Source organism: Leifsonia sp. Leaf264, assembly GCF_001422325.1.
GTDB lineage: Bacteria > Actinomycetota > Actinomycetes > Actinomycetales > Microbacteriaceae > Orlajensenia.
On sequence record NZ_LMMR01000008.1, the window covers coordinates 38,112 to 56,652 of the forward strand.

Below are 18,541 nucleotides of genomic sequence, written 5' to 3' on the forward strand. Positions count from 1 at the left end.
GCGCGAAGGGAGCGTGGGCGATGGCGAGCACCCCCACCCACGGCGCCATGTCCCCGGAGCGAGCGGCCGCGATCCTCGGTGTCGCACCCACGGCGAGCTCGAGCGAGATCCGCGCTGCCTACAACGGACTGGCGCGCCTGGCACACCCCGACCGCTTCGCCGGTGGAAGCACGAAGGAGCAGACGGATGCCGCAGCCCGATTCATCCGCCTGACCGAGGCCTACGAGGTGCTCCGCCTGACCTCCGGGGTGAGCGGCGGACGGGCCGGCGCAGCGGGCGGTGGCACGGGCGGTGCGCGTGGCGCTGGCGGCACTGCATCCGGGGGCCGACCGGGCACACGCCCTCCTCACGTCGACGACAACCCGGCGCCCCGCACCTCCGGCACCTCGCACCGGGCTGCGGCATCCGGAGACTACGGTCCGCCCGACACCGACGACGGGATCTGGGTGGTGCGGCCCGATCACGCCGTGCGCGAGGCCACCCGTCAGCAGCGTGCCATCGTGCGCGGGGTGGTGGTGGTCATCGCATCACTGCTGGCACTGCTGTTCTCGAGCAATGCCATCGGCCTCTCCCCCGGCAGCTTCGGCATTCCGCCGTCGTCGAGCTGGTACCTGCCGGTGATGCTCATCGCCGAGTCCGTCTGCCTCGCGGCCGTGGCGACGTGTGCCGGCTACGCCGCGTCGGGCGTGCCGTGGTGCGGCCGTGTCGGCGTGACGCTGGTCGGCCTCATCGTGCTGGCCTTCATCGTGTCGGCGCTGATCACGGCGCCGTTCACCTTCAGCACACTCGTGTTCACGTCGTTCGGGGCGTTCGTGACGGGCAGCCCGTTCCTGGCCCTCCTGCTCATCGGCCGCAGCAGCCAGGATGCGCGGGATCGCCGTCGTCGCACGGCAAACGAGGCCCACGCAGCCGAGCGCGGCGGGCCGGGCGACCCCACCGAGTCCGGCCAGTCCGGCGAGCCCGCCGAGCCCGGCTCCTAGCCCGTGTTCTGCAGCCCGGCCGCGACCCCGTTCACGGTGAAGAGCAGCAGGCGCAGCGGTTCGGCGGCGGCATCCGAGCCGTCAGCATCACGCAGGGCACGCAGGGCACGCAGCTGCAGCAGGGAGAGCGCGTCGACGTACGGACTGCGCAGGCGCACTGCGCGCTGCAGCACCGGGCGGCGCTCGAGGAGCTCGGCGTTTCCGCTGGTGCGCAGCACCCACTCGCGCGTGATGGCCATCTCGTCGAGCACCAGGTCGCGCAGGTCGTCCCGCGATCCCAGTGCGAGGTAGCGTTCGGCCAGGCGCACGTCGGTCTTCGCGAGCGACATCTCGACGTTGTCGATCATGGCGGCGAACAGTGGCCAGCGCGCGTAGGCGGCTCGCAGCTCGTCGATGTCGCCGACGGCCTTCAGCGCCGTGCCCAGGCCGAACCAGCCGGTGAGGTTGATGCGGGCCTGCGTCCAGGAGAACACCCACGGGATGGCGCGCAGGTCTTCGAGCGACTCGACCGAGAGGCCGCGGCGGGCCGGGCGCGAGCCCAGGGCGAGGAGACCGATCTCCTCCATGGGGGTCACCTGCGCGAACCACGGCGCGAAGCCGTCGGCCTTCACCAGCTCGAAGAAGCGTTTGCGCGAGGTCTCGTCGAGGCGGTCGGCGAGCGAGCTGAACTCGGCCGCCGCCACCCTGTTGGCCTCCTCGTTCGCCGGAGCCGAGGCCAGCAGTGCCGCGGCAGCCATCTGCTCGATGTGGCGCTCGGCGATCGACTGGTCGCCGTACTGCGCGAAGATCACCTCGCCCTGCTCGGTGAGCTTGAAGCGTCCGTCGACCGATCCGGGCGGCTGGGCCATCACGGCCTCGTTGGCCGGTCCGCCGCCGCGGCCCAGAGCCCCGCCACGACCGTGGAACAGGGTGAGCACGATGTCGTTCTCCGCCGCCCAGTCCGAGATGCGCGCCTGCGCAGTGTCGAGCGCGAGCGCTGCGGCCACGGGTCCCACGTCCTTCGAGGAGTCGGAGTAGCCGAGCATCACCTCGACCTTGCGTCCCGTGGCGGCGAGGCGTGCCTGCACGGCCGGCAGCTCGAGCATCCCGTTCAGGATCTCGACGGATGCCTCGAGGTCGGCGAAGGTCTCGAACAGCGGGATGGCGTCGAGCACTGGAGCGTCGGCGCCGAGGGCGGCATCCGCCAGCTCGTAGACCGTGGCCAGGTCCTCGGCGCTCTGCGTGAACGAGACGATGTAGCGGCGCGAGGCGTTCACGCCGTAGGTGTCCTGCAGGGTCTTGATGGTGCGGAAGACCGCCAGCACCTCCTGGCTCATCTCGCCCAGCTCGCCGCCCGCGCGCACCTCCGCGAGGGTCTCGCGGTGCACCTTGGAGTGCTGGCGCACCTCGAGTTCGGCGAGGTGGAATCCGAAGGTCTGCACCTGCCACACCAGCGCCTGCAGCTCGCCGTAGGCGCTGCGGCGAGCGCCACCCGCGCTCAGCGAGTCCTGGAGGATGCGCAGCTCGGCGATGAGCTCCTCGGGGCCGTTGTAGGCGAGGGCCGCGTCGCCGGTTCGCGTCGCCGCGATGCGCGCAGCCACCACGAGCAGCACCCGACGGTGCGGTTCGTGCGGGGCGCGGGTGCCGATCTGCGACGCCGCGGCTCCGGCCAGTTCGCTCTGACGCTTCCAGAGAGCCGTGAGCTCAGCGGATGCCGGGGTGTCCGTCGAGTCGATGGTGAGGGTGCGGCCGATGCGGGTCGCGGCCCTCTCGAGTCCGAACAGCACGTGCTCCGAGGCGATGCGGGCGGCCTCCAGCGTGGTGTCGGCCGTCACGAAGGGGTTGCCGTCGCGGTCGCCGCCGATCCAGGTTCCGAGGCGCATGAACGCCGGGGCCGCGGCCGGTGCGACGCCGGCGGCATCGGGCTGCAGGGCATCGTCGAGCATGCGGTACACCCGCGGCACGACCTCGAACAGCGTCTGGTCGAAGATGCTCATGGCCGTGCGCACCTCGTCGAGAGGCGTCGGACGCGTCGTGCGGATGGGCGACGTGCGCCAGAGCGTGTCGATCTCCTCGAGCATGCGCCGCTGCACCTCGATCGCCGCCGAGCTGTCGGGTCGCACGACATCGTGACGGTCGAGCTGCTCGGAGATACGACGAATGGCGGATGCCACGGCCCGGCGCCGCGCCTCGGTGGGGTGCGCCGTCAGCACGGGGTGGAAGCGCAGCCCCTGGAGCCGCGTCGCTGCCTCGTCGGCCCCGACCTCGTCGACGAGCCGGGCGAGGGCTCCGGGGAGGGTGTCGCTGGCGGCATCCGTCTTCGAGGTGTCGCGCGAGCGCAGCACGCGCACACGGTGGTGCTCCTCGGCGAGGTTGACGAGGTGGAAGTAGACGGTGAACGCACGCGCCACCTGCTCGGCGCGGGTGGGCGTGAACGACTCGACGAGCTCCTCGGCGGCCTCGATGGAGACGCGGCCGTCGCCCTCGTAGGCCTCGATGGCGAGGCCGCGCAGGCTCTCCACGTCGTGCAGGAGCTCCGGGCCGCCGGCCTCGGTGAGGATGCGGCCGAGCAGGCGGCCGAGCAGGCTCACGTCGGAACGCAGCGCATCGGCGACACCGCCTCGCACCACGTCGCGGCCGGGTTCTTCCAGGGGCGTCGAGATGAAGGTCACCCGCCGAGACTACGGCCTTCCCGTGTACGGCATGTTTCACGCCGTCTTCTGCTGACACCGTCGGTTCCGGATGCCGCGGGCCCGCGTCGCGCGCGATTCCGCGGGTTCGCGGTGGCCCGGCGGTGGATCGGCGGGGCCGTGGCGACTCGCTCGGGCTCTCCGCGTGACCCGGCGGAGTTCCGGTGGCTCGGCGGAGGTTCCTGCATCCGCCAGGTCACCGAGCCTCCGCCGAGTCGCAGAGGCCACCGAACCGTGGGGGCGGGCGCCTGCGCGGACGTCAGTCGAGGTGGAACACCTCGGGGATGCCCTTCCACCATTCGCCGTCCGCTCGATCCGGGAGCGGACGCTGCAACGGCTCGCACACGGCCCACCACTCCTGCGTCGCTGGGTCGGCGGCGATGGCGGCCATATCGGCCTCGTAGTCGTCGCCGACGTACTCCAGGTAGGAGAACAGCAGGTCGCCGTGACGGTGGATGGAGTAGTTCGTGACGTTGCTACGCGTCAGCCTGTCGAGCACGGCCGGCCACGCGGCCGCGTGCAGGCGCTCGTACTCCTCGACGTTCTCGGGCGGCAGCCCGATGACGGATGCGACCCGCCTCATGAGCGCGCCCCGGCTGCGCGCACCCGCAGGTGGGTGACGCCGCCGTCGACCTCGAGGGCCGTGCCCGTCGTCGAGCCCGACAACGGACTGGCCAGGTAGGCGATCGCTGCCGCCACCTCGACCGGCTCCACCATGCGGCCGGTCGCCTGGCGGGCGTCGAGGGCCGCGCGCTCGGCCACGGGGTCGGCGAATCCGGCCAGCATCCGATCGACGAACGGCGTGGCGACGGTTCCGGGGCTCACGCAGTTCACCCGGATGCCCTCGCTCACGTGATCGGTGGCCATGGCGTAGGTGAGGGCGAGCACGGCGCCCTTCGACGCCGCGTAGAGGGCGCGCTGCGGCAGGCCGTTGAGCGCGGCGATGGAGCACAGATTCACGACGGCTGCGGCATCCGACTCCCGAAGCCAGGGCAGGGCGGCGGCGGTCACGCGGGCCATGCCGACCACGTTGATGTCGAGCACGCGGGCCCACTCGGCGTCGTCGTTCTCCGCGACAGTGCCGACGGCGCTGATGCCGGCGTTGTTCACGACGATGTCGATGCCACCGAGCTCCGCGGCGATGGCCGCGACGGCGGCGTTCACCGAGGCACGGTCCGAGACGTCGGCGACGAAGCCGTGCAGCGGCGCCGGCAGCCCGTCGATGGCGCGGTCGAGAACGGCCACCCGGGCTCCACGCTCGGCGAGGGTCTGCGCGGTGGCCAGGCCGATGCCCGAGGCGCCGCCCGTCACCAGGGCGACGAGCCCGTCGAACTCGCCGGCGCTCATGCCTGCACCAGCGTCTGGCGCGCGCTGCCGAGGCCGTCGATCTCGAGCTCGACCACGTCGCCCGCGCGCAGGTACGGGTTGCCCTCGATGCCGAGGGCGACGCCGGCCGGGGTGCCCGTGTTGATGACGTCTCCCGGATGCAGCACCATGAACTGGCTCACGTACCAGACGACGTGCGCCACGGAGAAGAGCATGTTGGCGGTGGTGCCGTCCTGCCGAACGGTGCCGTTCACGCTGAGCCGGAGTCCGAGCGCCTGCGGGTCGCCGACCTGGTCGGCCGGAACCAGCTCGGGGCCGAAGGGGTTGAAGGTCTCGCAGCTCTTGCCCTTGTCCCACTGGCCGCCGCGCTCGAGCTGGAACTCGCGCTCGGACACGTCGTGCGAGACGGCGTACCCGGCCACGTGAGCGAGGGCCTCATCGGGCGAGTCGAGGTAGCGGGCCGTCGCGCCGATCACGACGCCGAGCTCGACCTCCCAGTCGGTCTTCACCGAGCCGCGCGGGATGAGCACGTCATCGAACGGACCGACGAGCGTCGTCGGGTCCTTCATGAAGATCACCGGCTCGGCCGGCAGCGCGGCTCCGGTCTCCTCGGCGTGGTCGCGGTAATTGAGGCCGATGCAGACGATCTTGCCCGGGCACGCGATCGGAGCACCCACGCGCAGGTCGGCCGCCGACTCGAGCTCGGGCAGGTCGTCGAGAGCCGCGCGGAGGCGGGCGACGCCGTCGGCGGCGAGGAACGCGCCGTCGAAGTCGGCCGTGACGCCGCGGGCGTCGAGGGTCCGCCCTCCGGCCAGGACGACGGGGATCTCGTCGCCTGCCTCCCCGAGTCGGGCGAGGCTGATGGGAGTGCTGGTCACGGTGTCTCCTTCTGGAGGTCGGCGGCCGTGTCTGGGCCGGTGAGAGGGTCGAGGTCGAGCGAGTAGAAGTCGGCGGCGGTGCCCGCGAGGATGCTGTCGCGAGCGCCCACGTCGAGGTCGGCGAGCAGTTCGCCGATGCCGGCGAAGACCCTGTCGTAGCCGCCGGCGATCAGCGACACCGGCCAGTCGCCGCCGTAGAGCAGCCGATCGGGTCCGAAGACGCCCATCGCGTGATCGAAGATCGGGCGGATGCTGTCCACGGTCCAGCTGGCGGGGTCGCCGACGGCGGAGTACAGGCCGGAGACCTTGCCGAACACGAGGGGGTTCTCGGCGGCCCGCGCGATGAGCGAGCGCCACGGCTCGCTGTCGGCGGCACCGATCGGAGGCTTGTTCAGGTGGTCGAGCACCATGCGCAGGCGCGGATGCCGCTCCGAGATCGCGATCACGGCCCGCAGGTGCTCCGGCAGCACGCCCACCACGTCGAACGGCACCCCGGCATCCTCGAGCAGGCCGAGGGTGGCATCCACGTCGTCGCGCAGCAGCCAGTGCGGATCGCTGCGGTCGTGGATGAGATTGCGCACCCCGCAGAACAACGGCTCCCGCTGCAACTCGGCGAGGCGCTCGGCCGCACGCTCCGGCTGGTGCAGCGGCACATAGCCGACGACGCCGAGCACCTGCGGCGAGCGCCGGGCCACCTCGAGCATGTACTCGGTGTCCTCATCGTTGTCGGCCGCCTGCACGAGCACGCTGCCCGTCACCCCGGCGGCTTCGAAGGACGGCAGCACCTCGCCCATCGGGATCGAGCGGTTCAGGATGCCGGCATCCGGACCCAGCCAGGCGTACTCGGCCCGCTGCAGATCCCAGACGTGCTGGTGCGCATCGATGATCAGGCTCATCCGCATCTTCCTCTGCTGATCGATGGGCCCAAAGATCTGATGACTGACGCGTCGGGCCCGCGGTGCCCGCCTAGGATGTGCCCATGGCCACACGCACCGCAGACGGGGAGTCGCCGCGTTCGCAGTCGAACGTGGTGATCGACGGCATCCGCGAGATGCTCACCAGCGGTCGGCTGGTCGCCGGAGCCAGGCTCCCGGTCGAGAAGGACCTCTGCGCCCTGCTCGGCGTCTCCCGCGGATCGCTGCGCGAGGGCGTGCGGGCCCTCGTCGTCCTGGGGGTGCTCGAGACCCGACAGGGCGACGGCACCTACGTCACCGATCTCGGACCCGGTCAGTTGTTCGAGCCCCTCGGCTTCCTCGCCGACCTGCAGTCGCCCGAGAACAGCGTGCACCTGCTCGGCGTTCGCCGCGTGCTCGAGCCCGAGGCCGCCGCCCATGCCGCCCTGCGGATGACGGATGCCGACCTCGACGCCGCCGTCGGCATCCTGGATCGCGGTGATGCCCTCCTGGCCGACGAGCCCGGCACCGACCTCGAGGCCATCATCGACGTCGACACCGAGTTCCACCGCCTCATCGCCCGCGCCAGCGGCAACCCGGCCTTCGCGGCCATCATCGAAGCCCTCGTCGGCCGCACGGCCCGCGCCAGGCTCTGGCGTGCCATCCACGAGCAGGGCGCCGTGCGCGAGACGCAGCGCGAGCACCGCGCCATCCTCGACGCGCTGCTGGCCCGCGATCCCGATCGCGCGCGTATCCGCATGATGGTGCACGTGCTGGGTGTGGAGGAGTCCACCGCGACGCACTTCGCCGAGGCGGATGCCGCCGTCGCTCCCGGCGCAAGCGCTCCCGCTGCAGGCGCAGCGGCCGGCGAAGGCGCGGTCGCAGGCGAGAGCGCACCGCCCGCCGCCGAGTGAGCGCTCAGGCACGCCGCACCAGCCCGCGCTCGTCGAGCGCCGTCCAGAACTCCGCCGGGATCTCATGCTCGTAGCGTTCGACGGTTCCGAGCACCTGCTCGGCCGTGCGCGTGCCGACGACCACCGAGACGACGGCCGGATGCCGCAGCGGGTAGGCGATGGCGGCCTCGGGCAGGGTGATGCCGAACTCCTCGCAGACGTCGGCGATGGCGTTGGCCCTGGCGATGAGCTCGGCCGGTGCCTGGGCGTAGTCGTAGTGCGCGTCGGCGGGCGGACGGGGGCGCGCGAGCAGTCCGGAGTTGTACACGGCGGCGGCGACGATCCCCACGCCGCGCTCCACCGCCAGAGGCAGCAGTTCGTCGAGGGCGCCCTGCTCGAGCAGTGTGTAGCGGCCGGCGAGCATGATCACGTCGACATCGTGGCGGCGCACGAACTCGGCTGGCATGGCCGACTGGTTCATGCCGGCTCCGACGGCGCGCACGACGCCTTCCTCGCGCAGCTCGATCAGGGCGGGAATGGCCTCGGCGTGCGCCTCGTCGCCGTGGTCGTCTGGATCGTGCAGGTAGCCGATGTCGATGCGATCGAGGCCGAGACGCTCGAGGCTCTCGTGCACTGATCGACGGATGCCGTCACGACTCAGGTCCCACTCGCGGCGCACCGTCGCCGAGACGGCGTATCCCTCGTCGTCCATCGTGCCCTCGGGATAGCCGCTCGGCACGATCAGCCGCCCGACCTTCGTGGACAGCACGTAGTCCTCGCGGGGACGACCTGCCAGGGCGGCGCCGAGGCGCCGCTCCGAGAGGCCCAGCCCGTAGTGCGGTGCGGTGTCGAAGTACCGGATGCCGGCGTCCCACGCGGCGTCGACCGCTGCTCGAGCCTCGGCATCCGTCGTCTCCCGATAGAGATTCCCGAGCTGCGCCGTGCCCATCCCGAGTTCGGTGAAGGTCAGCTTCGACCTCAGCGTGCGACTCAGCATTGAGGAACCTCCACAGCGATGGGCAAGGGTGCGACTAAAGATTAGATCAATCGCTCCGAAAAGGCCACAAAACGAGGCCGACCGCGATGAAGATGGCCGATTGGTTGGGTGAATCTGCCGGCTTCGGGCCGCCAGTCGGTCGGAGGTGCGACGGATGCCGCTCGATTCGTCAGATCATCGGCGGGCGTAGCGCCACCACGAGTCACCCGGGTGCCCCCCTGCTGCGCGTGGGCGCGCGGGGGTCAGCGCAGTAGTCCGCGCGCGGCAAGGGAGCGGTAGAGGGCGTCGATGCCGAACGTCCACGGGGCTGCCTCCGAGCTCGAGCGCACGCGGTTGACCAGTGTCCCGAGCCGCGGTTCGGCGATGCGCACGAGGTCGCCGTCGTGGTGGGTGAAGCCGCGTCCGGTCACGTCGCGGTCGTCGACAGGCGCGAACATGGTGCCCAAGTACAGCACGAATCCGTCGGGGTACTGATGGTGGGCACCGATGACCTGCTCCACGAGATCGGCCGGGTCGCGGCTGATGCGGGCGAGCTCACTGTGGCCGTCGAGACTGTAGCCGTCCTCGCCGTCGATCGACAGCCGCACGACGGATGCTCGCAGGTCGTCGAGGTCATAGCTCGCGTCGAAGAGACGCACGAACGGGCCGACTGAAGCCGAGGCGTTGTTGTCCTTGGCTTTGCCGAGCAGCAGGGCGCTGCGACCCTCGATGTCGCGCAGGTTCACGTCGTTGCCGAGGCTCGCCCCCACGATGCGTCCGTCGGAACTCACCACGAGCACCACCTCGGGCTCCGGGTTGTTCCACTGCGAGGCCGGGTGCACACCCACGTCGACGAGTGGCCCGACGGTCGAGAGCACGGGCGCCTTCGTGAAGACCTCGGCGTCGGGGCCGATGCCCACCTCGAGGTACTGGCTCCACCAGCCGCGCTCGAGCAGCAGGTCCTTCAGCGCCGACGCCTCCTCCGACCCCGGGCGCAGCGCGTCGAGGGAGCCTCCGATGGTCTCCAGGATCTCGGAACGGATGACGGCCGCCGCGTCCTGATCGCCGCGTGCCCGCTCCTCGATCACCCGCTCGATCATCGACACCGGGAACGTCACCCCGGCGGCCTTCACCACGTGCAGGTCGATCGGCGAGAGCAGCCACGGCCGTGCCTCGTCGCGGGTCTCGGGCGGCGTGTTGGCCACGAGCTCGTCGAGGGTCCCGATTCGGGTCCCGGATGCCGCGGCCAGTGCCCCCGCCGGATCGGCCTGCTCCGACAGCGCCCGCATCGTGGCGAACGACGACGACACGTCGATGACGCCGTCGGCGCGGATCGCCACCACGACCGGACCGGAGTGGCCGGCGCGTCCATCAGTGTCAGGGAGCCACGCCCGGCCCGCGAGTGTGCCGGCGTACCCGTCGTCGGGGAGCAGTCCGCTCGCATCCGTCGGCCATGCTGTCGTGGTCATCGGGTCTCCCGCACTGTCGGTTCAGCGGTGTCGAGTCGGGCGGTTCTCATGCGCGCAGGGCGATCAGCGCTCGACGAGGGTGGCGAGCTGGTCGGTCACCGAGCCCCAGCCCTCGAAGAAGCCGAGCTCGAGGTGCCGCGCGCGGTCCTCCGGGCTCCCGTGGCGCACCACCACGCGATAGTCGGTGCCGTCGGGGTGCTCGGCGAGCACGATCTCCGCTGTCATCGCCACGGGTTGCGGCCGCTGCGGCCGCCATCCGCTTCCGATGGCGTTCGTCCAGACGATCCGCTCCTCGGACTCGACGACCAGGAACGCGGCGTCGATGTGCGGAACGAAGTTCTCGCCGTCGTCGCTCAGGCTCGTGACGAGCCCGCCGCCGGGTCGCACGTCGAGGCGCTCCACCCGAAGCACCGTCGGGGCCGGCACGAACCACCGGCTCAGCTCATCCGCATCGGTCCAGGCGCGCCAGACCGCAGCACGAGGAGCGCGGATGACGCGCTGCAGGTCGAGATCGAGCTCGGGGTTCATGGTGATCAGTAGCCGAGGGTGAAGCGTTCGCGACGATGACGCGGGGACTCGATCTCATCGACGATCGCCATCGCGAGGTCGGCGCCTGAGATGAACGATTCGCCGTCCTCCTGGACGAGCATCACGTCACCGCCGACGCGGTAGCTGCCGGTGCGCTCGCCCGGTGCCATGCCGCCGTAGCCGGCCGCCGGATGCACGTAGAACCAGTCACAGCTCGTGGGCGAAGCCTCGAGATCGTCGAGGACGCCGATGAGTTCCAGCGACTCCGCCTTGTACGCCTCGGGGAAGTCGACGTCGACCACGCGCGGGCCGCCGGGTTCGACGAGGCTTCCCCCGGTTCCCCCGATGACGCCGATGCGCACGTGCCCGGGCAGTTCCCGCACGATCTCCGCGATCGCCGATCGCACATTGCCCGCCATGTCGCCGCGGGGTGCCACCGCGAACACCACGACCTCGACGCCCTCGATCGATTCCACCAGGTCGGGTGCGTCGAGGATGGATCCCTCCAGGTAGATGGCCCCGGGCGCGCGATGGTCGGATGGCCGCCGTGCGACCGAGACGACGGTGTGCCCCCGAGACGCTGCCTCGTGCACGATGTTGCTGCCGGTGTAGCCGGTTCCCCCGATGACGCCGATGCGAGTCATTGCGCTCCTTCTTGGTCGGACACCATTGTCGGGTGGCGAGCCGCTGGAGCGCACTACTTGACGAAAAAAGATCCCAGCCGATCGCCGCGGATCTTCCTGTTCGCACCCATCCGGTGACGCCGAACCTCGTGACGAGCTCAGCCGCGTGACGGACGCTGCTGACGCTTGTCCTGCCTGTCGGTGACCTGTTCCGCGGCGACTCCGGCGCCGGCGGCGCGGAGAGCGGTGACTGCTGCATCCAGTGTCGTCAGGTAGAAATCGACGGTGCTCCCCGCGGCAGCGAACCGGTTCCCTTCAACCCTCACCACGCATCCGCCTGGTCGTTCGTCGAGGACTGAGATGACGACCCGGAATGACCAGGACCATCGCCTCATCCCGGGGATGATTTCGGTTGGGAGGATAGTGGACAGCCATTCCCGGGTCCCGCTGCCGTAGGTGAGGGCGACTGTCGCCCCGGTCGTGTTCGTGCGCCGGAGGCCGGCAGCTCGGAACGTGTCCGTGATCAACGGGACGGCAACCTCTGCAGGGAGGCTGATGTTCAGGGTGCGGCCGGGAGCGGCCATCGTCCTCGGATCCTCACCTGCGTACTCCTGCACGTCGGCTGTCCCACGGTTCCAGCCGGGTTTCTGCATGAGCAGGTCGTCATGCCAGTGCTTCCGGCATTCGTTCACGAACGCAACGGCAGCAACAGGGTCAGCGAGAACCTGTCCGTACTGGTCGTCGGTCACCGCGTAGTACTCGTTGTAGTCCGCTGCGGAGTTGCTGACAGGGAAGGACACGTACCGGCGGCCGGAACGTTCCTCGACACCCAACGAGTACCGGTCGGGGATGGAGGTGAACTCGTCCCGGTACATGTTCCCGGCCGAAGCCAGTCTCTGCTCGCGCTCGAGGGTGCGTGCAGCCTGGCGGGCGGCTGCGAGCCGGTTGCCGGCGCGGAGACGTGCCAAGAACTCGTCGTACGCAGCCGACTCGTCGGAGAAGGTCTGTTCGTTGCAGGATGCTGCGCGTTCATCGGTCGTGAATACCAGCAACCCGTGAGGAGTGCGGCGGATCCCGACTTCATCCTCACGGATGCCGTGGTCGTCGAACAGGTTCTGCCCGGTGAGGCCTTCATTCCTGATTGCTTCACGGACATCGTCCACAGTCGTCACAGGCGCACTCGCTTTCGGTCCGGCTTCCACGGTAGAAGATCGCGGGGCAGACCTCCGACCGCCACCCCGCTGCCGGGCGGCTGCCTCCCCCTCCGGAGTGACGTTGAGCCCTGGGGTGGCGAAGCCATACATCGATGATCGTCCGGCAGGGATGATCGGTGCGGGTCGACCCATCCGCCAGCGGCACCGCTCTTCGAGGACGCACCAGCACCGATCAGGCCAGGGTGACGCGCACGGGCATGCTCTCCCAAGCGCGGAGCGTGTTGTTGAGGTGTCGACGCGGCCTGTCCGACAACTCGATGGTTCTGACCCGCCGCGCCAATGCGGTGATGAGCGTCGCCGCCTCCAGCCGCGCAACGTGTTGGCCCACGCACTGGTGGATTCCCATGCCGAACCCGACGTGCCCCGACGGGTCTCGCGAGAGATCGAACTCGTCGGGGTTGTCCCAGCGCCGCGGGTCCCGGTTGGCCGATCCCAGGAACATCAGGATCTTGTGCCCTTCGGGAATCACGGTGCCGTCGAGTTCCACGTCTCGTGTGGTGGTTCGGAAGAACGTCTGCACCGGGGACTCGAGTCGGATCGCCTCGTCGAAGGCCCGCCGAGCCAACCGTGGGTCGGATCGGAGTGCCTCCCATTGCGCGGGATGTGTCGCGAATGCGTGGAGCACCGCACCGATGGCGTGGACTGTCGTGTCGACTCCGGCGGAGAGCAGCGAGCGCACGATGAGCGGCGCCTGCGCCGTCGTTATGTCGCCGCGATCGGTCGCGGCCCAGATGTCGGCGCCGAATCCTGTCGCGGCGAGCGATTCCCGCGAGCACTGGGCGTTCACCCACGCGGAAAGTTCCGGTGCGCGCTGGGCGCCTCGTTGAACCAGGGAGTTCTCTGGACCGAACGTGTTGAAGAGGTGGTCACCGTAGGGAAGCAGGTGGTCGCGGTCCGATCCGGGGAGTCCGACCGCGTCGGGGAAAACGCGGAGGGGGAACGCCTCCGCCAGTTCCGGGACCGCATCGAACTCGAGCGGGCCGCCCAACAGGTCGTCGACGAGGCGCTCCGCATCATCCGCCCACATCGGCTCCAGTGCGCGAATCGAACGCGGGCTCAGCACCTTGGCGAGAACCTCGCGCGGCGCATTGTGGTGAGGCGGGTCAGCCTCGAGAAGCAGACTCGGCGGCCGCCAGGGTTTCTCCCGTGTGAAATTGCTCAGCCCGACGCCCGCCGCGGATTGGAACTCCTGCCAGTTCACCAACGCGGAACGGACGGTCTCGTACCTGCCCATGGCATGCACGTCGTACTTCTCCAACCGCACGACTTCGCCGGCCTCGCGCAGACGTTGCTGGAAGGGAAGCGGATCCTCGAGGATCTCGGTGCTGAAGGGGTCGTCGGTGCTGACGGCGGCCTGCGTGTCGGTGATGGTCATTGTCGTGTCCTTTCGTGAGCGGTGCCTGGTCAGACGGCGATGACCAAACGGTCGCTCCGGGACCGACTGACACACGGGAAGAATGAATTGCAGGCCGCTTGCTCGGCATCGCTGAGGATCGAGTCGCGGTGATCGGGCTCGCCGTCCACGACGACGGTCTCGCAGGTTCCGCACACTCCCCGGGAGCACGACATGAGGATGTCGACGCCGACGCTTCGCAATGCATCCGTGACAGAGGTGCCGGGATCCACACCGACCGTGATGTCGGTGCCGAAGACCTGTACCTGGAACGAGTCGTTCCGAGGAGGTGCACTGAACGAGCGCGCCGTGAACCGCTCCGTGCGCACCCACCCTGTCCGCCACGTGCGTGTGATGTCGTCCACCGATTCCAGGAGCCGTGCCGGGCCGCACGCGTACAGCTTGGTCGTCTCGTCGTAGCCTCCGATCCAATCGGCGAGTGGCATGGGTCCGCGCTCGGATGCCGGGTGCACGGTGACCTGACCGCGCCCGCCGGCGATCTCATCCGTCAATGCCATGGTGCTGATGTCCCGGCCGAGGTAGAGGAGTCTCCAGCGAGCGCCGAGAGCCTCGGCCGCGTGCACCATGGGAAGAATCGGCGTGATGCCGATGCCACCGGCTATGAATGTGAATGACTCGGATGGAACGAGACCGAAGTTGTTCCGTGGACCGCCGAGGCCGACCCTGTCCCCTACGCCGAGAACGTCGTGGATGAATCTGGAGCCGCCGCCGCCCGCCGGCTCGCGCAACACGGCGATTCGATATTCGACGCTGTCTGCGGGATCGCCGCAGAGCGAGTACTGCCGTGTGATTCCGTTCGGCAGGATCACATCGATGTGGGCTCCCGGTGTCCAGTCCGGCAATCGGCCGCCGTCGACGCGGCGGAGCCTGATCGACAGAACCTCCGACGCGATGGATTCCTTGGCGACGACGACGAGCTCACGAGAGGCCGAACCCTCGGATTCACGTGGGTCACGCAGGGTCGAGGATTTCATGAGGGTCTCCTGTTGTCACCGTTGACGACGAGTGATCACACCGTAGACATGGGGCCGAGACCGTAGGGAATCCTTTCCGTTGAAAGGAAAGTGCTACGCTCGTGGCGGAGGATTCATGGCCAAGGCTTCTGCGGGCAAGTCGACGCTCACACGGCAACTGCTGCTCCTCGACTCGTTCTCCGTTGGCCAGCCGTTCCTCACGATCTCCCAGCTCTCACGGCGAAGCGGCCTCCCGCTCTCCACGACGCATCGCCTCATGACGGAACTCGCCGATGCGGGTCTGGTCGAGAGGCTGGATGACAAGTCGTACCGGCTCGGCGTGCGGCTCTGGGAACTCGCCTGCCGCACTCCTGGTGCGTTGGGCCTGCGTGAGACCGCGTCCCCGTATCTCCTCGAGGCACATTCCGTCGTGCGGCAACATGTCCAGCTCGGCATAGCCGACGGGCGAGACGTCCTCTTCCTGGAGCGTCTGTCCATGATGGATGCCGTCGTCTCAACGACGATCATCGGAGGACGGCTGCCACTGCACGCATCGGCGACGGGGTTGGTGTTGTTGGCGAACCATCCCCCGGACGCCCTGGCAACCTTCCTGGCCGCGCCTCTTCCGTCGTACACCGAGGCGACCATCCACGATCCGCGAACGTTGCGAAAAGTCTTGTCCGACGTGCGCCGACAAGGGTTCGCCGTCACGGACGGGCACATCCATCCGAGCGCCCGCGGTGTCGCCGTACCGGTCGTGGGTGCGGCGGGTGAGACCGTAGCCGCGATCGGTGCAGTCGTGCCGAACGATGGCCAGCCCTGGATGCACATCGTCGAGACGCTGCGAACGGCAGCTCAGCAGACAGCCACGGCACTTCGCGGAGCATCGCTCCCGTCCAGCGACCCGGGGGCGAGCCCCGGCGGCCCCTTCCGATCCTTGGTGCATTCATCGAACCAGTCGATGGAGTTCCTGTCGCGGGGCCGTCGCACGGGTGGGTAGACGGCCGTCACGCTCCGGCGACGTCCTGCGCCCACACGGATCCGAGGTGCACGTCGCGATACAAACGTCGAATGGCCCCTTGCGGGACCATTCGACGACTCGATCGAGGTATTCATGAACTACCCCACTGCTGGTGGGTCAAATGCACTACTCGACTGCACGCGCCGGCACGGGGCACTTTTCCGCGAATTTTCGCCGATCCACCCGTTTGCAGAATCCTCCCGTTCGGGTCGGGCCGCCATTTCGCTCGTGTCCACTCGACTCGGGGGGCAGGTGCTCGATTCAGCGTCGACTACGAGCGAGCGGCCGCAACGGCCTCGAGCATGCGTTGGACGAGCAGCCTCGGGTCTCCCGCGCTGGTGAGGGCGCTCCCCACTCCCAGAGCGACCGCTCCCGCCCGAATCCAGTCCGCTGCATTCTCTATGTTGACTCCGCCTGTTGGAACAGCGAGCAACTGCGGCAGGGCCGCGAGCACATCCCGGAGCGCGTCCGGCGACCACAGAGAGGCTGGAAACAGCTTCACGAAGGTTGCACCCCACTCCACTGCTTGCATCGCCTCGGTCGGGGTAGCTGCTCCGGGCAAAACTGCGACGCCGGCGTGCACAGCTGCGCGAATGACGTCTTCCCGGGTCGTCGGGGCGACCACGAATGAAGCGCCCGCCTCAACAGCTTGTTCCACGTCGCGGGCGCTCATTGCGGTGCCGACGCCAATCGCCGCTCGCGCTCCGCACTCGCGCTGTGCGTGGCGGATAACGTCCAAGGCGTCGGGGGTGACGAGGGAGACCTCAACGGCGCGCAGGCCGGACATCACAAGGGTGTGGACATTCGCGGCCGCCGCCTCCGCGGTCTTCGCCCGAACGATCGCAATGATGCCCTGGTCTCGGATGGCGGCTTCTGCGTTCATGCGTTTCTCCTGACCTGGTCGGAGCGTGCCGACGGAGATGCGTCGAGATCGGCACGCCAGGGAATCCCCTCGACATCTCCTACCGTGGCGACGACGGATGCTGCCACACGGGTTCCCAGATCGATGGAATCCTCGAAGGGAAGATCCTCCAGAAGGCCCGCGATGAGGCCGGCCGCGAATGAATCGCCCGCGCCGACCGTGTCGACCACGCGAGTGGCAGCAGAAGGCATGGTGATCTCCCGGGCACCGTCGGTTGCGCGCACGCCGGCGGCGCCGAGTTTGGTGACTACCAGACGACAACCGCTTTCCAGCAGCGCCCTGACGGCCACATCCTCTTCAGTGCCTGCAAGCACGGCAAGCTCCGCGAGATCTCCGACCGCCACATCGACTCGACCTCGTAAAGGGCGGAGGGCACGGGCGTACTCAGTCCCTGTCCCAAGAGCAGGGCGCAGGTTCGGATCCGCGATGACGAGCGCCCCTTGCCGGCGAGCGAGCTCAACCGTGCGCTCAACTGCGCTAGCGGCACTCGGAGAACGTACGGCCGTGATGCCAGTTACGAACACGGCCGCCACGTCTGGACTCCATGCGCGGTCGACATCCTCTGGTGACAGAGCTGTCGCCGCTGAACCTCCACGTAGGTGGATCGCCCCGACACCGTTGAGGCCGCGAACGAGCACACCGGTTGGCCTGGGATCCTTGATGATCCGGGCGTCGATCCCCCAATCGCTGAGCTGAGTGGAGACGGAACCGCCCAAGTCATCCGTTCCCACTCGCGTCACCAAGGTCGCCTCGTGACCCATGCGCACGACTCCGACGGCGACGTTGGACTCACTGCCGGCCACGATTCGCCTGTAGTCGCTGTTCGCGACAGGGGGTGTGATCCGGCCCGCTGCGAAGTCGTCGGCGAGGAACACGGCGAGCGCTTCGCCCAGGGTGAACAGTCGACTCATGTCGCCACCGTCGTCGTCTGGCCGCCGTCAACAGCAAGTGCGACGCCCGTGACGTATGAAGCATCCTCGCTGGCGAGGAAGCGGATCACCGCTGCCACTTCTTCCGGCCTGCCGAGGCGCCCAAGCGTTGCCTGCCTGGCAGCGGCCTCCCGCCCAGCTTGGCTGGCGGCGTCCCAGACCCGTGTCTCGATGGAGCCCGGCAGGACTGCGTTCACTCGGACATGCGGTGCGTAGTCGAAGGAGAGTTGACGGGTCAGCGCGACGATGCCGCCTTTCGCCGCGGCGTACGCGGGATACCCGGGCCAAGCGAGCAGCGCGTGGACACTGGAGACGTTGACCATGCTGCCCCGGGCACTCGTCAAGGTGTCATGGAAGGTTCGGATGGAGCGCCAGACGCCCGACAGGGTGACGTCGAGCTGGCGGTTCCATTGTTCGTCGTCCATCTCGTGGGCTTGGCCGGGGATGTGTAGGAATGCATTGTTCACCACGACCCCGGGTGGGCGGCCAGCGTTCCTGAGCTCGTCGGAGAGTCGTGTCCAGTGGGCGGTCATGGAGACGTCGAGGGTGTGGGCTGTCGCCACTCCGCCGCTCCTGCGGATTTCATCGGCGACAGCTTCTGCGGCGCCCGTATCGATGTCGGTGACGACGACGTCGTCGCCGATCTCCGCGAAGGCTCGGGCTGTCGCGGCGCCGATTCCGTGACCCGCACCCGTGACGAAAACCGTCCTTCTCATTCGTGACCTCAGTTCGTTCTCGGGCGAGTGCGTCAATGCCTTCCGCCGACATTCTTACAGCCGCCTCAGATGCGAATGCGTGCGGTCGTTGGCTGTCTGTCGATCAGTAGATGTCTTATAGTATAAGCATACTAATA

At 68.9% G+C, this 18,541-nt stretch carries 18 protein-coding genes; 3 read left to right on the forward strand and 15 right to left on the reverse strand.

All coding sequences use genetic code 11. From position 1 onward, the window contains the following. The first annotated feature begins 20 nt into the window (after nt 1-20). On the forward strand, nt 21-980 hold the full coding sequence (locus tag ASF30_RS19200) for a J domain-containing protein (protein WP_055910647.1): 960 nt from the start codon (nt 21-23) through the stop codon (nt 978-980). On the opposite strand, the gene ASF30_RS19205 is transcribed toward ASF30_RS19200, so the two are convergent. The 5 genes from ASF30_RS19205 to ASF30_RS19225 all read right to left on the reverse strand — a co-directional run bounded on the left by ASF30_RS19205 (nt 977) and on the right by ASF30_RS19225 (nt 6,749). After that, complete coding sequence (locus tag ASF30_RS19205) at nt 977-3,631, reverse strand: phosphoenolpyruvate carboxylase (RefSeq protein WP_157497533.1); 2,655 nt, start codon at nt 3,629-3,631, stop codon at nt 977-979. The two genes, ASF30_RS19200 and ASF30_RS19205, sit on opposite strands and share 4 nt — an antisense overlap. 277 nt (nt 3,632-3,908) lie before the next feature. After that, nucleotides 3,909-4,232 carry an L-rhamnose mutarotase gene (locus ASF30_RS19210; RefSeq protein WP_055910650.1) on the reverse strand — a complete coding sequence of 108 codons (324 nt, stop codon included), beginning with the start codon at nt 4,230-4,232 and terminating at the stop codon, nt 3,909-3,911. Further along, the gene (locus ASF30_RS19215) at nt 4,229-4,996 is read right to left on the reverse strand and encodes an SDR family NAD(P)-dependent oxidoreductase (protein ID WP_055910653.1); all 768 of its coding nucleotides are present in this window, start codon (nt 4,994-4,996) and stop codon (nt 4,229-4,231) included. Before ASF30_RS19215 ends, ASF30_RS19210 begins: the two co-directional genes overlap by 4 nt. Continuing rightward, a complete protein-coding gene (locus ASF30_RS19220; RefSeq protein WP_055911048.1) occupies nt 4,993-5,838 on the reverse strand; it encodes a fumarylacetoacetate hydrolase family protein in 846 nt (281 codons plus the stop codon). Before ASF30_RS19220 ends, ASF30_RS19215 begins: the two co-directional genes overlap by 4 nt. Nucleotides 5,839-5,849: 11 nt before the next feature. Next, nucleotides 5,850-6,749: an amidohydrolase family protein gene (locus tag ASF30_RS19225; RefSeq protein ID WP_055910656.1), complete on the reverse strand. Its 900-nt coding sequence runs from the start codon at nt 6,747-6,749 to the stop codon at nt 5,850-5,852. A gap of 83 nt (nt 6,750-6,832) precedes the next feature. Here ASF30_RS19225 and ASF30_RS19230 point away from each other — a divergent pair, with 83 nt between their 5' ends. Next, complete coding sequence (locus tag ASF30_RS19230; protein ID WP_082468124.1) at nt 6,833-7,660, forward strand: FadR/GntR family transcriptional regulator; 828 nt, start codon at nt 6,833-6,835, stop codon at nt 7,658-7,660. 4 nt (nt 7,661-7,664) lie between these two features. Here ASF30_RS19230 and ASF30_RS19235 read toward each other — a convergent pair whose 3' ends face one another. The 7 genes from ASF30_RS19235 to ASF30_RS19265 form a co-directional block, all read right to left on the reverse strand. Further along, nucleotides 7,665-8,636 carry an aldo/keto reductase gene (locus ASF30_RS19235; RefSeq protein ID WP_055910659.1) on the reverse strand — a complete coding sequence of 324 codons (972 nt, stop codon included), beginning with the start codon at nt 8,634-8,636 and terminating at the stop codon, nt 7,665-7,667. Nucleotides 8,637-8,878: 242 nt separating this feature from the next. Next, complete coding sequence (locus tag ASF30_RS19240) at nt 8,879-10,084, reverse strand: fumarylacetoacetate hydrolase family protein (RefSeq protein ID WP_055910662.1); 1,206 nt, start codon at nt 10,082-10,084, stop codon at nt 8,879-8,881. Nucleotides 10,085-10,147: 63 nt separating this feature from the next. Then, complete coding sequence (locus ASF30_RS19245) at nt 10,148-10,612, reverse strand: SRPBCC domain-containing protein (protein WP_055910665.1); 465 nt, start codon at nt 10,610-10,612, stop codon at nt 10,148-10,150. 5 nt (nt 10,613-10,617) lie between these two features. Further along, entirely contained in the window at nt 10,618-11,256 is a 639-nt protein-coding gene (locus tag ASF30_RS19250) for an NAD(P)-dependent oxidoreductase (protein ID WP_055910668.1), read from the reverse strand. Between the two features lie 137 nt (nt 11,257-11,393). Further along, nucleotides 11,394-12,407 (reverse strand): hypothetical protein, encoded by a 1,014-nt coding sequence (locus ASF30_RS23240; protein WP_200918493.1) that lies wholly within the window; start codon nt 12,405-12,407, stop codon nt 11,394-11,396. 214 nt (nt 12,408-12,621) lie between these two features. Next, nucleotides 12,622-13,824 carry a cytochrome P450 gene (locus tag ASF30_RS19260; protein WP_055910671.1) on the reverse strand — a complete coding sequence of 401 codons (1,203 nt, stop codon included), beginning with the start codon at nt 13,822-13,824 and terminating at the stop codon, nt 12,622-12,624. Nucleotides 13,825-13,853: 29 nt separating this feature from the next. After that, nucleotides 13,854-14,837 carry a PDR/VanB family oxidoreductase gene (locus tag ASF30_RS19265; RefSeq protein WP_055910674.1) on the reverse strand — a complete coding sequence of 328 codons (984 nt, stop codon included), beginning with the start codon at nt 14,835-14,837 and terminating at the stop codon, nt 13,854-13,856. A 115-nt stretch (nt 14,838-14,952) separates the two neighbouring features. Between ASF30_RS19265 and ASF30_RS19270 the strand changes: the two genes are divergently transcribed. Next, nucleotides 14,953-15,816: an IclR family transcriptional regulator gene (locus ASF30_RS19270; RefSeq protein WP_082468126.1), complete on the forward strand. Its 864-nt coding sequence runs from the start codon at nt 14,953-14,955 to the stop codon at nt 15,814-15,816. 292 nt (nt 15,817-16,108) lie between these two features. Here ASF30_RS19270 and ASF30_RS19275 read toward each other — a convergent pair whose 3' ends face one another. From ASF30_RS19275 to ASF30_RS19285, 3 genes are read right to left on the reverse strand one after another with little or no spacing between them, the layout of a single operon-like run. Next, complete coding sequence (locus ASF30_RS19275; RefSeq protein ID WP_055910676.1) at nt 16,109-16,720, reverse strand: bifunctional 4-hydroxy-2-oxoglutarate aldolase/2-dehydro-3-deoxy-phosphogluconate aldolase; 612 nt, start codon at nt 16,718-16,720, stop codon at nt 16,109-16,111. Next, nucleotides 16,717-17,670, reverse strand: a complete 954-nt coding sequence (locus ASF30_RS19280; RefSeq protein WP_055910679.1) for a carbohydrate kinase family protein — start codon at nt 17,668-17,670, stop codon at nt 16,717-16,719. Before ASF30_RS19280 ends, ASF30_RS19275 begins: the two co-directional genes overlap by 4 nt. Further along, complete coding sequence (locus ASF30_RS19285; RefSeq protein WP_055910682.1) at nt 17,667-18,404, reverse strand: SDR family NAD(P)-dependent oxidoreductase; 738 nt, start codon at nt 18,402-18,404, stop codon at nt 17,667-17,669. The genes ASF30_RS19280 and ASF30_RS19285 overlap by 4 nt, the downstream gene beginning before the upstream one ends. Between the last annotated feature and the right edge of the window lie 137 nt (nt 18,405-18,541).